Genomic DNA, 14,924 nt, shown 5'->3' with positions numbered 1-14,924 from the left:
GAATGTAGTTGGTTCAATCGATTAATACAAAAGTAGACTTTAAAATAGATGCGACCGCGTTTACAGGGCTTACCGATTATGGTGAAATCATGATTGGCGACAAAGGTTTTGAATTTTTCAACTCGCGTGATGTCCGTAAGTTTATCCAGATTCCTTGGGAAGAAGTAGATCAAGTGATCGTTTCCGTTATGCTTAAAGGAAAGTGGATTCCGCGTTATGCGATTAAAACAAAGCGCAACGGAACCTTTACCTTTGCTTCTAAAAAACCGAAAGATGTACTCCGAGCGATTCGTGTATATGTAGATCCAGCCAACATGGTGACCTCGCTAAGTTTCTTCGACGTACTGAAAAACGCGTTTCAATCGATGTTCAAGAAGAAACCGAAAAAGAAGAAATGAGCGACTTTTTATGCATAGTGAGACCTAAAAGTGCTTCCCTCGTAATATTGAGTGAGGTGCTTTTTGTTGTGGAGATATAAGCGTTAATCATTGAGGAAAGGGCCTTATCTATGTAAAATAGAAAGTAGCGTGAAGTTAGAGGAGGAGAACATGATGAAGAAACCGAGAATTTTTGGGATGTCGTTTGGCAGTGTGTACCCGCTCTACATACAAAAAGTCGAGAAAAAAGGGCGTACGCAGGCGGAAGTCGATGAGGTTATTTTTTGGCTGACGGGTTATGATGAGGCGGGTTTGGAACGTGTGCTGGATCAGAAAGTGGATTTTGAAACATTTTTTGAGGAGGCGCCGTCGATGAATCCGAATGTTTCGCTGATTACGGGGGTTATTTGCGGGTATCGGGTGGAGGAAATTGAAGATCCATTGATGCAGCAAATTCGGTATTTGGATAAGTTAGTCGATGAATTGGCGAAGGGGAAAGCGATGGAGAAAGTATTGAGGCAGAATTAAAATACGAAGCGTAGAAGATGAAACCTGGATGATGGTTTAGCTTCTGTGCTTCGTATTTTTTTGCTAGCCTTTAACGACGCCAAGTGTTGAGAGGGTTTTAATGGTTTCGACGAGATCGGTTTGGTTGTTCATAACTTCATCGATATTTTTGTAGGCGAAACGGCTTTCTTCGGCGACGTCTTGGAGGTTTTTCTTGCCGATTGCGATGTTGTGTTCATTCAGGTCTTGCAATACTTCCTCCATTGGGAAATTGCTTTTGGCGCGGGTTCTGGAGAAGTTTCGGCCGGCGCCGTGCGAGGAGGAGTGGAAGCTTTCGGGATTGCCTAGGCCGCGAACGAGATAGCTTGTTGCGCCCATCGCGCCTGGAATGATGCCGAGTTCGCCGTTTCTGAATTCGATAAAGTGATTGTTGCCACTTATGTGATCATATTTAAATTGAAAAATATAAACTCGTATTCTCTAGATTTGAAAATTTTCTTCTAAAAGATTTATGAAATTTTTGAGGGCAAATTTAAGGTCCTTTTTTAGCGGAGGTTTGCCGTTATCATGTGCTAATTTGTTTAGAATAACTATGAAATCGTTTGGAATATCTATTGTTGATATTTTCTTTTTTAAATCACCCAATGTCAGATAGCTATATTTTGATAATATTTCGCTTGAAATTTTCTCGAATTCATTGTAATCCATCTCGTAATGTTTATAGAGGATATAATATTTCAGTAATCTTTCAGATTCTAATCGGATTTCACTGCCTAAATTTTTTAGCTGGCGGCTATTGATATAATCTTCTAAAGGATCTAATTCCAGTAACCAAATATTATATAACTTTTTGAAGTCATTAATTAGAATCATATCCATTATGACTTTAGAGAAACTTTCGTCTAAAGGATTATTTTTCTCTTGAATCATTATTGAATTAATAGGGAAAGGTACGAGTTGACAGCTGTGATTACGTCCATTTGAATCTGTAAATAAAAATTCAATATAATGACCAGTTTCAATTTCTGTTATGTTTTTTTAGAAATATCAAAAGTCTTAGAAAGATTTGAGTACAATTCTTTTTTTGTAGTGTAGTAAGACTTTACTACAATGTAAACTTCATCTTTATACTTAAAAATTTCTAAATTATCGATATTCATAACTTTGTAAATATAAGTGTTATTACCCCAAATGTAGAAATCCATTTTTTCTGATTCGTTTAATTCATGAGCCCTCAAAAAGTAATCTTCAAAATCTTTCGAATATAAATAAAAAAATCGCCTCTACGCTTAACTGAACATAATTCGTCTGCGTAGCTTCCACCATAAAAATCAACATTCAGACGTCCATTCGTGGCTTCAATAGCCTTTTCTAAAAATAAAAAAATTTCATCGGGGTGACAAATATTATTTTTCAATCCGAAGTTCTCCCATACTGTGTACAGTGAAGTTTTCTTTGTAGATTCCAAATCAATCGTCCTTTCTGGATATATTTACAAGTGCTGGTTTATGAATAGCCTTTTTGCAAATCTTAACTGAGGATTTTCAACATGTTGTTACTTCTATGTTATAAGTATAGCTTATTTGCAAATTTTTAACTATCTTTTATCTTTGAGATGTAAAACAAAATTGAGAAGGAACATGCGTCGCTATCGGGGCGGATTTTTGGTACAATGAACGAGAGAATATACATAGAAATTGGAGGAATGGGATTATGGCTTTGAAGGACTTGCAGAATGGCTCGGATATTAGAGGGATTGCGATTGAAACGGAGAAACACGATGTGACATTGACGGATGAACATGTAAGCGCGATTGCGATTGGTTTTGCGGCTTGGTTGCGGGATGTGAAGAACACTGGCGAACGGCCGTCGGTAGCGATTGGGCATGATAGTCGCTTGTCTGCGGATCGTGTGAAGGACGTGCTTGTGGCGAGCTTGACGCGGTCTGGGATCGATGTCGTGGATGTTGGTTTGGCGACGACGCCGGCGATGTTTATGGCGACGCAATATGAGGATTACCAATGTGATGCGGCAATTATGATTACGGCGAGCCATCTTCCTTATTTCTACAATGGGCTGAAATTGTTCACGCGTGACGGCGGTGCGGAGCATGAGGATATTGATTATATCGTGGAGCATGCGGGCGCGGTTGTTGTGTCAAAAGATGCGGGAACGGTGACGCACAAACCTTTATTGCAACATTATGCGGCGGATTTGGTCGGCAAAATTCGCGTTGGGATTAATGACACGGCGGGTTACGCGAAACCGCTTGGTGGAAGCCATATCGTGGTGGATGCGGGAAATGGTGCGGGTGGCTTTTTTGCGACGGAAGTGTTGGCAAAACTAGGCGCGGATATTACGGGTAGCCAATTCCTTGATCCTGATGGGAATTTCCCGAATCATATTCCGAATCCTGATAATAATGAGGCGATGGCGAGCTTGAAGGAAGCTGTACTTGCGAATAAGGCTGATTTGGGCGTTATTTTTGATACGGATGTCGATCGGGCGGCGATTGTGAATCGTGACGGCGAGAGTTTAAATCGGAATCCGCTGATTGCTGTGATTTCGGCGATTATTTTGGAGGAGCATCCGGGAACGACGATCGTGACGGACTCGACAACTTCGACGCATTTGCAGGATTTCATTGAGAATCTAGGCGGGAAGCAGCATCGTTTTAAACGCGGATATCGTAACGTAATCAACGAGGCGATTCGCTTGAATGAGGCTGGGACACAGAGTGAGATTGCGATTGAGGTTAGTGGTCATGCGGCTTTGAAGGAGAATTATTTCTTGGATGATGGCGCGTATTTGATTGCGAAAATCTTGATGCGCTATGCAAAATTACGCAAGGACGGGAAGGATTTGGCGGATTTAACGCGCGATTTGAAGGTTCCGGCGGGCAATGATGAGATTCGCCTATCGATTTTGGCAAGTAATTTTAAGGCGTATGGGTTGGCTGCTTTGGAAGATTTTAAAGGGTTTGTGGCTAAAACGGATGGCTTGGAATTGGAGCCTGTAAACCAAGAGGGTGTAAGGGTCAACACGAGCGGCGCATTCGGAAATGGCTGGTTCTTGTTACGTATGAGTTTACACGAGCCAGTTATGCCAGTAAACTTAGAGAGTGATGAAGTGGGCGGCGTCGATAAAATCAAGGCGATATTGCAAGACTTCTTCAGGGAATATGCGGAAATAGATAGCGTAAGCCTACAAAAATAAGCCAATAGAAGGAATGAGAAGTATGATTGATATACATTGCCACATCTTGAACCAGTTGGATGACGGACCAAAAACGGAAACGGGCAGTCTTGCCATGGCACAACAAGCAATAGCCGAGGGTTTCACGGATATCATTGCAACACCGCATCATTTGAAAGGCGATTATTTTAATCTGCGGCCTTCTGTGGCAGAGCATGTGGTGGAGCTAAACGAGGCGATTAAGGATAACGGAATGGAGCTGCAAGTGCACGTTGGACAGGAAGTGCGCTTGCACGGCGAAATTATTGAAGGCTTGAAAAATGGGGACTTGGCGTCGCTTGCAGGTAGCCGTTATGTGTTGATTGAGTTTCCAACGCAGAGCATTCCAGTGTTCACAGAGCAGTTGTTTTATGATTTACAGATGGCGGGCTACGTGCCTGTGATTGCGCATCCAGAGCGGAACTTCGAGATTATGGAAAACCCAGAACGGCTATATGATTTTGTATCGCACGGGGCTTTGGCGCAGCTTACTTGGTCGAGCTTAGACGGGAAGTTTGGGAAAAAGTCCAAGAAATCGAGTGAGGTTTTGTTGGAGAATCAGCTGGTGCATTTTTTGGCGACAGATGCGCATGATACGGTTCGTAGACCGCTTTTGCATAAGGAGATTGAGCAGCGATTAGTGAAGAAAATTGGTTCGCGGTATGTGAATTACTTAAAAGAAAATGGCGCGAAAGTACTTAAAAATGATGTGATTATCGCGGAGGATTATTCGATGCCATCGCAAAAGCGGTTTTTCTTGTTTTAAGGTAGTAGAAAAAAACGCAGAACTGGTAGGGATAGTTAATTCATCTTCTTGCCAGTTTTTTATTTTTACCAAAAGACATCCCTTTCTTACAGCGTCAAATCATGGTATAATCAAACGAAACATATAGCCGTAAACAACCATTTCATTAGTGAAGTGGTTTAATTCATTGAGGAGAGTCGTTATGAAAATGATTGTTGGACTCGGAAATCCGGGTAAAAAATATGAGCGTACTAGGCATAATGTCGGCTTTATGGTCGTTGATGAGCTTAGTTTTAGATATCAAACGCCTTGGAAGAAGTCGAAATTTAATGGGATGACGAGTAGTATCGTTGTGAATGGCGAGAAAATGTTACTCGTGAAACCGTTAACTTTTATGAATCTTTCAGGGGAATGTGTGCGTCCATTAATGGATTATTATGATATTTCAGTCGATGATGTGATGATTGTGTATGATGATTTGGACTTGCCTACTGGGAAAATTAGACTTAGACAAAAGGGTAGCGCGGGTGGTCATAATGGGATGAAGTCACTGATTCAGCATTTGAAAACGCAGGAGTTTAATCGGATTCGTGTTGGCGTGGATCGGCCTGCGAACGGCGATATTATTAATTATGTGCTTGGTGATTTTCCGAAATCGGAGCAAGCGGATATTATCGACGCGATTAAGAAGAGCGCGGATGCCGTGGAAGCCTGGTCAAATAAGGGGTTTGCAGAGGTTATGAATCAATTTAACTAGTGATTAGTTGCCGGATTATTTCGGCGAGAAATTTAGATGGAATATTCAAATAAAGGAGGCCTTTTAGTGTGAAGGGATTGCAGCAGCTTGTCTATGAACAAAAAGATATTCGTGGCGTTATTAAGGAATTGGATGAAAAGGGGAAATCGCAATTAGTAACGGGGCTTTCGGGTTCTAGTCGTGCGTTATTTGCTAGTGTCATTGAGGGCGGGACGCAGCGACCGGTTATTTTTGTGACACATAATTTATATCATGCTCAGAAACTATATGATGATTTGTCGGCGTTGGTTGACAGTGATCGTCTTTACTTATATCCTGCCGATGAGTTGATTTCGTCGGAACTTAGTATTTCAAGCCCAGAACTTCGGGGGCAGCGTGTGGAGGTACTACAATTTTTGCTGTCTAGAAAACCGGGAATTGTGATTGTGCCAGTGTCTGGAATGCGCAAAATTTTGCCGCCGGTTTCGATTTGGGAGAAGTATAATATTTCGCTGATTCAAGGTGCGGAAATTGAGCCTGAGGTGTTGCAGAGTCAGCTTGTAAGGATGGGTTATTCGAGAAGTGATATGGTCAATACGCCAGGGGAGTTTAGTATTCGGGGCGGGATTATCGATATTTACCCGATTACGGAGGAGCATCCGATTCGGATGGAGTTATTCGATACGGAAGTGGAGTCGTTACGCTTCTTTGATGTGGATTCGCAGCGGTCGATTGAGACGGTGGAGGAATTCCGCTTGGTGCCTGCGACGGAGATTTTGCTAGAGCCGGCGTTTTTCCCGGATTTGGTGACGCGGATTGAGAAGAAGTTAGCGCAGACGCTGAAACAGATGGCGGGCGAGAAGGATAAGCAACAATTGGTGGAAAACTTGGAAGAGGATTTGGAGTTGCTTCGTGACGGCCAAAAACCGGATATGTTTTTCAAATATATTGGGATGTGCTATCCGGATCCGGCTTCGTTACTGGATTATGTGCCGCAAAACTCGATTTTGTTATTTGATGAATTTGCGCGGATTCAGGAGACGGATGAGCGGTTAGAAAAAGAGGAAGCGGAGTGGCAAACGGAGACGTTGGAACGGTTGGAGACGGTTCGTGATACGAAGATGAGTCACAACTTCCGAGCACTTTTGGAAACGGATCGCTTGTCGCGGATTTATTTGTCGTTGTTCCAAAAGACGCCGAGCAGTGTGCGGATTGCGAAGATGACGAACATTGTGTATAAGCAAATGCAGCAGTTCCACGGTCAGATGAATGTTCTGAAAACGGAGATGGACAGTTGGTCGAAGAATAATTATGCGGTCGTGATTTTGGCGCCGACAATTGAGCGTGCGGAGAAAATGAAGCAGACGCTTGCGGATTATGAAATGGAAAGCGTGATTTTAAAAGACGAGTCGGAGGTTCCGAAGTTTGGCCAGACGCAATTTGTGCTTGGTAGTTTTCAGAATGGATTTGAGTTGCCTCTTGCCAAGGTTGTTTTTATTAGTGAGACGGAACTTTTTAATAGTAAGAAACAGCAGAAACCTAAAAAAAGGCAGAAGTTGTCGAATGCGGAGCGGATTCAGAGTTATTCGGAGCTGAAGGTTGGCGATTATGTGGTTCACGTGAATCACGGGATTGCGCGCTATGTTGGGATGGAAACGCTGGATATTAACGGGGTGCATAAGGATTACTTATTGTTGATGTATCAGGGCGATGATAAGTTGTTTATCCCGGTGGAGCAGCTGGAGCTCGTGCAAAAATATGTTGGCTCGGAAGGCAAAGCGCCGAAGTTGAATAAGCTTGGCGGCGCGGAGTGGAAACGTGTGAAGACGCGGGTTCAGGCTTCTGTGCAGGATATTGCGGATGATTTGATTAAATTGTACGCGGAACGTGAGGCGGAGCGGGGTTATGGCTATAGTCCTGACGGCGAAATGATGCGTGAATTTGAAGATGCGTTTCCATACCAGGCGACGGAGGATCAGCTGCGTTCAATTATGGAAATCAAGAAGGATATGGAACGCGAACGGCCAATGGATCGCTTGCTTGTCGGGGACGTTGGTTATGGGAAAACGGAGGTCGCGTTGCGTGCCGCGTTTAAGGCGATGATGGACGGAAAACAGGTAGCGTTCCTAGTGCCAACAACGATTCTGGCGCAGCAGCATTATGAAACGATGAAGGAGCGGTTCCAAGGATTCCCGATTGAGGTCGGATTGTTGAGCCGATTCCGGACGCGTAAACAGCAGAATGAGACGCTAAAAGGGTTGAAGTCGGGTCATGTGGATATCGTGGTCGGGACGCATCGCCTGCTTTCGAAGGATGTGGAATACCATGATTTAGGCTTCCTTGTCATCGATGAGGAGCAACGGTTTGGCGTGACACATAAGGAGAAGATTAAGCATATCCGGTCGAAAATTGATGTGTTGACGCTGACCGCGACGCCGATTCCGCGGACGCTGCATATGTCGATGCTCGGTGTGCGTGATTTGTCGGTTATTGAGACGCCTCCTGCGAACCGTTTTCCAGTGCAAACCTATGTGGTGGAGCAGAATAATGTGTTGATTCGGGAAGCGATTGAGCGTGAGCTAGCGCGTGATGGGCAAGTTTTCTTCCTGCATAACCGGGTGGACTCGATTTTGCAAAAGGCGGATGAGATTAAGATGCTCGTTCCTGACGCGCGTGTTGCTGTGGCGCACGGTCAGATGACGGAAACAGAGCTTGAGTCTGTGATTTTGAGCTTCCTTGAAGGGGAATACGATGTCTTGGTGACAACGACGATTATTGAAACGGGTGTCGATATCCCGAATGTGAATACGTTATTCGTGCAAAATGCGGATCACATGGGACTTTCACAGCTGTATCAATTGCGCGGTCGTGTTGGTCGTTGGAATCGGATTGCCTATGCCTATTTCATGTACCAGAAGGATAAAATTTTGCGGGAAGAAGCCGAGAAAAGACTCCAGGCGATTAAAGAATTTACGGAGCTTGGTTCTGGATTCAAAATTGCGATGCGTGATTTGTCGATTCGTGGCGCGGGTAATATTTTAGGGTCGCAACAACATGGCTTTATTGACTCGGTCGGCTTTGATTTGTATTCGCAAATGTTGCAAGAAGCGATTGCGGCGCGTCAGCCTAAAGAGGGTCATGAAAAAATCGTGCCAGTGGAGATTGATATCACGGTAGATGCGTATATTCCGGAGCATTATATTCAGGATGGTCGCCAAAAAATCGAGATGTACAAACGTTTCCGGACGATTCTCGATATGGATGACTTGGAGGAATTGCGTTCGGACATGATGGATCGGTTCGGTGAATATCCGGAGCAAGTGGAATATTTATTTACGATTACGGAGCTGAAAGTGTACGCGATGCGAGTTGGTATTGCGTCGATAAAACAAGAGGCGACGAAGATTACGATTCAATTTTCAGAAGAAGGTACGCAGAATATGCGCGGCGATATGGTGATGCAAGTCATTGGTGAATATGGTCGTCAGATTGGCGTTGGCATGGATGGTCAGCAACTTAGAATCACAGTGAACGTTGGTGCAAAACCGCTTCAAGAATGGCTATTCGAACTGAAAACATTAACGGATAAACTTTCAGAAGCGAAAAAAGAAGTCGCAGAATCAAAAGCAGAATAAATTCCTATCTAAATTTATAGACGAGGCGGTGGCATACAGATGGCTCAAACAACACTTAAGAATTTAATGAAAGGCGCAGTTTGGCTAACCCTTGCGTCACTGCTTTCTAAAATACTTAGCGCGGTATACCGTATCCCTTTCCAGAACATGGTTGGGGATATTGGTCTTTACATATTTCAACAAGTATATCCAATCTACGGAATCGCGATGACGCTAGCTTTGTCTGGATTTCCAATCATTGTTTCCCGAATGATTGCCGAAGAAAACGATGAGGCTAAAAGGAAAGATATTTTTCAGTCGGCGCTACAGGTCATGATAGGTGTTGGAATATTTTTCTTTCTCATCATTTTCTTTGGAGCTGAGATGATTGCTGGTGTCATGGGTGATCTCCGTTTGACGATTCTCATTCGTGTCATCAGTTTCGCCTTTTTATTAATGCCGTTTCTGGCGATTTTCCGTGGCTTTTTCCAAGGACATGAGCAGATGATTCCGACTGCGGTTTCACAAACGATTGAACAATTAGTGCGAGTTGTTATTATTATCGCTGGAGCAACAGGTTCCGTCGCGCTTGGTTGGAACCTTTACATGACTGGCGCCGTTGCAATGAGCGGTGCAGTTGTTGGTGGTTTTGGTGCACTTGGCATACTGCTTTATTTTTACTGGCGTCATAAACCAGAGCAGATTACCTTTTCAAAAAAATGGGCCAGCGTGAAGTTCGTCAAACGTTTTCTAGCGCAGAGTATTGCGGTCTGCACAACGAGCGCCATGCTGATTTTGTTTCAATTGCTAGATTCCTTCCAAGTTTACAGTCTGATGGTGGATTCAGGAATCGATGACACGGCGGCAAAAGAACTAAAAGGAGTCTACGATCGCGGACAGCCACTTTTGCAGTTAGGCTTAGTACTGTGCATGGGCCTTGCGCTCGCTATCGTGCCAATGATTACGTCCTCAAAAGCACGCGGTGAAACAAAAGAGTTACGACGCTCCGTCCTGCTCATCATCAAGCTCACCATCTTACTTTCAGGCGCAGCAACACTCGGATTAATCGCAATCATGCGTCCAACAAACCAGATGCTATTCGAAACAGCGGCCGGAACTGGGGTACTCCAAGTCTTCATCCTGTCTCTGTTCCTAAGCTCGCTCATCGTCACCACGAGCAGCATACTACAAGGATTTGGCAATATGGCAGGCCCCGCCGTCGCAGTCTGCGTCGGACTCATCATCAAACTCATCGCGAACGCTATCTTAGTACCGCGTTTCGCCACATACGGCGCCTCGTGGGGCACCGTCATCGGCCTAGGCGCAACACTTCTCGTCTGTTACATCCTGCTAAAACGCCAGATCCCAATCCCGTTCATCCGTAAAAACATGATTGGCTGGGCACTCATCGCGTTCGCAGCAATGGTCGCCGTCCCCGTCATGTGGGAAGCATTCTGCCCACTCACAAGTCGCATAGGAAGCGCGTTCCAAGCCCTATTTGGCGCCCTAATCGGAGGAACCATTTTCTTCTACTGCATCATCAAATTCCGACTACTCACCACCCGCGACCTCGTCTACATGCCGTTTGGCTCGAAGCTGATGTGGCTCGCCAACAAAATCCACAAGAGGTAGTGTTTGGGAGAACTCTTCTAAGATAGTTGCTTTTTAGTTGTAATCATGCGAAGATAAAGATAAATTTTACAAGCAAAGGATGGATGAATGATGGCAGTAACAATGCGTTTAGATAAATTTTTAAAAGTTTCCCGACTGATCAAACGGCGCACCGTTGCAAAAGAAGTCGCTGAAAAAGGCCGTATTTCCGTGAATGGGGTTGTCGCAAAACCTGGTACGAATGTCAAAGTAGAAGACGAACTTGTTATCAAATTCGGACAAAAAACCGTGACAGCACGCATCGATCGTTTAGAAGAAAATGCGCGCAAAGAAGTCGCGACAGAGATGTACACGATTTTAAAAGAAGAACGTAAAGACGAAGAATAAATGAAAATCCGAGCTTGAGATGCACGACTGGTTTCAAGCTTTTTTCACATATCGAGGAGGAAAAACAATGAAAGCCATCATGTACGTTGCTCATGGAAGCCGCTTGCCAGAAAAAAATCGCGAATTCCGTGCTTTCGTAGCAAAAATCATTCAAAAAAGACCTGAACCCTGCCAAAAAATCGCTTTTCTAGAAAAAGAAGACGAAACCATGCAACTCGTCGGTGAGGCAATGATTCAGGAGGGCGCAACCGAGATTACAGTCGTGCCTATGCTCCTATTCCCAGCGATGCACGCTACCAAAGACATCCCTGAACACGTTGCCAACTTGCAATCAGCGCACCCGAACGTGATTTTCCGAATCGCTGACACATTTGGCGCTGAACCTGAAACAATCACCACGGCAACAGCTCGAATCCGTGACGCTAAACCTGAATCAGACGCAACCATTCTAGTCATCGCCCACGGAAGTGCATCCTATGACGAACCGAGAATTCAAATGCAAGGTGTCATCGCGAAACTAAACGCCCAACTAGGTCACAAAGTAGCGCTAGGCATGCTCCACGGTGAACCAAACTACAAACAAGTCGCTGCGAAGTTAACCGGAAACGTCTACTGGATGCCTTATTTCCTTTTCACAGGCCAACTCGTCGATAAAATCCGCACAGGAATCAATGAAATCAGCCCAAATTGGCGCGAAACCAGTTGCCTCGAATTAGATTCCAATCTCGCGGCTGGGGTCTTACGAAAAATCGAGGAGGCTACATCATGAGCTACCCCATTCTCCTGCAATTAACCGACAAAAACGTCACCATCATTGGCGGCGGCAAAATTGCCACAAGAAAAGCACGAGGATTACTCACAACCGGCGCTCACATCACAGTTGTCGCACCAACATTCACAGAAGACTTACAACAAATGCCTGTCCACCGAATCCAAGCAAACTACCAAGCACAACATCTAAGGAAAGCTTTCCTCATTTTCTGTTGTACAAATGATCCCGTGGTAAACGCCCAAATCATCCAAGACGCCTCCCCGTGCCAACTAATCAATGACTGCACCGACAAATCCAGATCCGATTTTTTCAATATGGCGACGCTAAAACAAGAAGACCACCTCATCGCGATTTCGACAAACGGAGACAACCCAACCCGAGCGAAAGAAATTCTTCAAAAAATACGACAGAGCGCTGGCATTTAAGCGCTTTTTCAGTGTTTTCCCTTATACTCCAAATTCACCTAATCCTGTATAATCAAATTATCTAATTTTATAATTAATTGTTCATATATTCACAATTAACAGGAGGGAAAACACATGCCAAAACAAAAACTGCTCATGATCGGCAACGGGATGGCCGGCGTACGCACAATCGAAGAAATACTAGAGCGCGATCCAGAAAAATACGACATCACAATCATCGGCGACGAACCGCATCCAAACTACAATCGCATCATGCTGTCCAATATTCTGCAAAATAAAATGACATCACCCGAAATTATCCTAAACGACGAAACATGGTACGCAGCCAACAACATCACGCTACATACAAGCGAACAAGCTCTATTAATCGACAGGCTCACCAACACCGTTACGACAACCAAGCGAAATATCACATACGATCGTCTCATTTTAGCGACAGGATCAAGAGCTTTCATCCTGCCAATTCCAGGCGCAGATCTTGAAGGTGTACTCGGATTCCGCACCATCGCAGATACCGAAAAAATGATCGAAATCTCCAAAAAATACGAACGAGCTACCGTCATTGGCGGTGGTCTACTGGGCTTGGAAGCAGCGCGCGGGCTCCTCGATCAAGGCATGGATGTTACCGTTATCCACCTCGCAGATTGGCTGATGGAAACCCAACTCGACGCTAAAGCAGGCGAACTTTTAAAAGCAGATCTTGAAGCGCAGGGTATGAAATTCCTCATGCAAAAAGCTACTTCCAAAATTCTAGGAAAGTCACGCGTGACCGGTCTGGCATTCAAAGATGGCACGCAAATCGAAACCGATCTTGTCGTCATGGCAATCGGAATCAAGCCTGAAATTGAGCTCGCGCAACATGCGAACCTTCCAACAGGACGCGGCATCGTAGTCGATGATTTCATGACAACCGCTGATCCGGCCGTTTTTGCCGTTGGAGAATGTGCGGAACATAATGGCATCGCATATGGTTTGGTGGCACCGCTTTACGAACAAGGCAAGGTTCTCGCAGACTACCTATGCGACATCGAAACGAAAGGGTACCGCGGCAGCAAGATGTTCACTCAACTCAAAGTCTCCGGTTGCGATCTTTTCTCAGCAGGCGATATCAAGGAAAATGCCGAAATCAAAGGCGTCACCATTTTTAACAGTATCGAAAATAAATATAAAAAAATCTTCATGCGTGATGGGAAATTAGTCGGAGTCGTACTTTACGGTGACACAACAGAAGGTAACCGCCTCTACAACCTACTCAAAAAAGAAGAAGAACTCACTGACTTCACACTCGTTTCGCTGCTCCACAAATCAGGCGAATCCGAAAGTGCGAGCGTCGCCGAAATGCCCGATGACGAATCCGTGTGTGGCTGTAATGGCGTCACAAAAGGCGATATTACGCGCGCCATCACGGACAAAAACCTCACAACGATCGGCGAAGTGACCGCGCATACGAAAGCTGGCGGATCTTGCGGGAAATGTAAACCAATCATCGGCGACATCCTAGAACATACACTTGGCGACGATTTCGTGAGCGCGGCACCAGCAGGGATTTGCGGATGTACCGACTATACACGCGATCAACTTATCATCCAAATCCGCTCTAAACAGCTTCAGACAGCAAAAGAAGTGCGTCACGTCCTAGCATTCCGCAACCCAGAAGGCTGCTCAAAATGCCGCCCAGCACTCAATTACTACCTCAACATGATCTGGCCGCAAACGCACGCAGACGAACCAGAAAGCCGCTACGTCAATGAACGGCTACACGCCAACATTCAAAATGATGGCACCTATTCCGTCATTCCACGGATGTACGCAGGTCAAACCGATCCACAACAACTCATCAAAATCGCCAAAGTCGCCGAAAAATATGATGTTCCCTTACTAAAATTAACCGGCGGACAGCGAATTGGCTTATACGGCGTCAAAAAAGAAGACTTGCCGAAAATCTGGAAAGAACTCGACATGCGCTCTGGTTTTGCGTACGGAAAAACATTGCGTACCGTCAAATCATGCGTCGGCTCGAAATTCTGCCGTTTTGGCACCCAAGATGCACTCGCGCTTGGCGAAGCTTTAGAACGTCAATTCGAATTCGTCGATACACCACATAAATTCAAAATGGGCGTCTCCGGTTGCCCAAGAAGCTGCGTCGAATCAGGCATCAAAGACTACGGTATCATTTGCGTCGAGAACGGCTACCAAATATACATTGGCGGAAACGGTGGCACGGAAGTCAAAGAAGCACAACTCCTAACAACCGTCGCAACCGAACAAGAAGTACTCGATATTTGCAGCGCCTTCGTCCAATATTACCGCGAAACCGGCGTCTACATGGAACGAACTGCGCCATGGCTTGAACGAATGGGTATGGAACACGTTCGCGACATCATTCTTGATCCGGTCGAACAAGCGAAACTAAAAGCCGCGTTAGATGAGGCACTCGCAGGCCGTGACGACCCATGGAAACAAGTTTTGCAAGACGAAGAAAAACAAAAACTATACCACGTAGAAAGAGTGTGACC

Annotated in this window: 14 protein-coding genes; 11 read left to right on the top strand and 3 right to left on the bottom strand. The window is 45.0% G+C overall.

Annotated elements, in window-relative coordinates:
* Positions 1–8: 8 nt before the first annotated feature.
* Positions 9–398 (top strand): DUF956 family protein, encoded by a 390-nt coding sequence (locus HCJ66_RS08905; RefSeq protein WP_187132818.1) that lies wholly within the window; start codon positions 9–11, stop codon positions 396–398.
* A 153-nt stretch (positions 399–551) separates the two neighbouring features.
* The gene (locus HCJ66_RS08900) at positions 552–905 is read left to right on the top strand and encodes a DUF2200 domain-containing protein (protein ID WP_187132880.1); all 354 of its coding nucleotides are present in this window, start codon (positions 552–554) and stop codon (positions 903–905) included.
* Positions 906–968: 63 nt separating this feature from the next.
* Here the strand turns inward: HCJ66_RS08900 and HCJ66_RS08895 are convergent, their stop codons facing one another.
* The 3 genes from HCJ66_RS08895 to HCJ66_RS08885 all read right to left on the bottom strand — a co-directional run bounded on the left by HCJ66_RS08895 (position 969) and on the right by HCJ66_RS08885 (position 2,301).
* The gene (locus HCJ66_RS08895) at positions 969–1,304 is read right to left on the bottom strand and encodes an RtcB family protein (protein WP_343068985.1); all 336 of its coding nucleotides are present in this window, start codon (positions 1,302–1,304) and stop codon (positions 969–971) included.
* Positions 1,305–1,364: 60 nt separating this feature from the next.
* Positions 1,365–1,814, bottom strand: a complete 450-nt coding sequence (locus tag HCJ66_RS08890) for a hypothetical protein (RefSeq protein ID WP_187132816.1) — start codon at positions 1,812–1,814, stop codon at positions 1,365–1,367.
* A gap of 304 nt (positions 1,815–2,118) precedes the next feature.
* Positions 2,119–2,301 carry a hypothetical protein gene (locus HCJ66_RS08885; protein ID WP_187132815.1) on the bottom strand — a complete coding sequence of 61 codons (183 nt, stop codon included), beginning with the start codon at positions 2,299–2,301 and terminating at the stop codon, positions 2,119–2,121.
* A gap of 296 nt (positions 2,302–2,597) precedes the next feature.
* Here HCJ66_RS08885 and HCJ66_RS08880 point away from each other — a divergent pair, with 296 nt between their 5' ends.
* The 9 genes from HCJ66_RS08880 (at position 2,598) to nirB (ending at position 14,922) form a co-directional block, all read left to right on the top strand.
* The gene (locus tag HCJ66_RS08880; RefSeq protein ID WP_187132814.1) at positions 2,598–4,100 is read left to right on the top strand and encodes a phosphohexomutase domain-containing protein; all 1,503 of its coding nucleotides are present in this window, start codon (positions 2,598–2,600) and stop codon (positions 4,098–4,100) included.
* A gap of 22 nt (positions 4,101–4,122) precedes the next feature.
* Positions 4,123–4,884, top strand: coding sequence for a tyrosine-protein phosphatase (locus HCJ66_RS08875; protein ID WP_187132813.1), 762 nt, complete (start codon positions 4,123–4,125; stop codon positions 4,882–4,884).
* 181 nt (positions 4,885–5,065) lie between these two features.
* Positions 5,066–5,620 (top strand): aminoacyl-tRNA hydrolase, encoded by a 555-nt coding sequence (pth, locus tag HCJ66_RS08870; RefSeq protein ID WP_187132812.1) that lies wholly within the window; start codon positions 5,066–5,068, stop codon positions 5,618–5,620.
* A 68-nt stretch (positions 5,621–5,688) separates the two neighbouring features.
* The gene (gene mfd, locus HCJ66_RS08865) at positions 5,689–9,234 is read left to right on the top strand and encodes a transcription-repair coupling factor (protein WP_187132811.1); all 3,546 of its coding nucleotides are present in this window, start codon (positions 5,689–5,691) and stop codon (positions 9,232–9,234) included.
* Between the two features lie 39 nt (positions 9,235–9,273).
* Positions 9,274–10,845 carry a putative polysaccharide biosynthesis protein gene (locus HCJ66_RS08860; RefSeq protein ID WP_187132810.1) on the top strand — a complete coding sequence of 524 codons (1,572 nt, stop codon included), beginning with the start codon at positions 9,274–9,276 and terminating at the stop codon, positions 10,843–10,845.
* 102 nt (positions 10,846–10,947) lie between these two features.
* The gene (locus HCJ66_RS08855) at positions 10,948–11,211 is read left to right on the top strand and encodes an RNA-binding S4 domain-containing protein (RefSeq protein ID WP_277619741.1); all 264 of its coding nucleotides are present in this window, start codon (positions 10,948–10,950) and stop codon (positions 11,209–11,211) included.
* A gap of 67 nt (positions 11,212–11,278) precedes the next feature.
* On the top strand, positions 11,279–11,980 hold the full coding sequence (locus tag HCJ66_RS08850; RefSeq protein ID WP_187132809.1) for a sirohydrochlorin chelatase: 702 nt from the start codon (positions 11,279–11,281) through the stop codon (positions 11,978–11,980).
* Entirely contained in the window at positions 11,977–12,408 is a 432-nt protein-coding gene (locus HCJ66_RS08845) for a precorrin-2 dehydrogenase/sirohydrochlorin ferrochelatase family protein (RefSeq protein WP_187132808.1), read from the top strand. Before HCJ66_RS08850 ends, HCJ66_RS08845 begins: the two co-directional genes overlap by 4 nt.
* 114 nt (positions 12,409–12,522) lie before the next feature.
* Complete coding sequence (gene nirB, locus HCJ66_RS08840; protein WP_187132807.1) at positions 12,523–14,922, top strand: nitrite reductase large subunit NirB; 2,400 nt, start codon at positions 12,523–12,525, stop codon at positions 14,920–14,922.
* Positions 14,923–14,924: the final 2 nt, after the last annotated feature.

The sequence above is a fragment of the Paenilisteria portnoyi genome, assembly GCF_014322795.1.
In the GTDB taxonomy this organism is placed as follows: Bacteria; Bacillota; Bacilli; order Lactobacillales; family Listeriaceae; genus Listeria_A; species Listeria_A portnoyi.
This window is presented reverse-complemented; position numbering and strand designations above follow the sequence as displayed.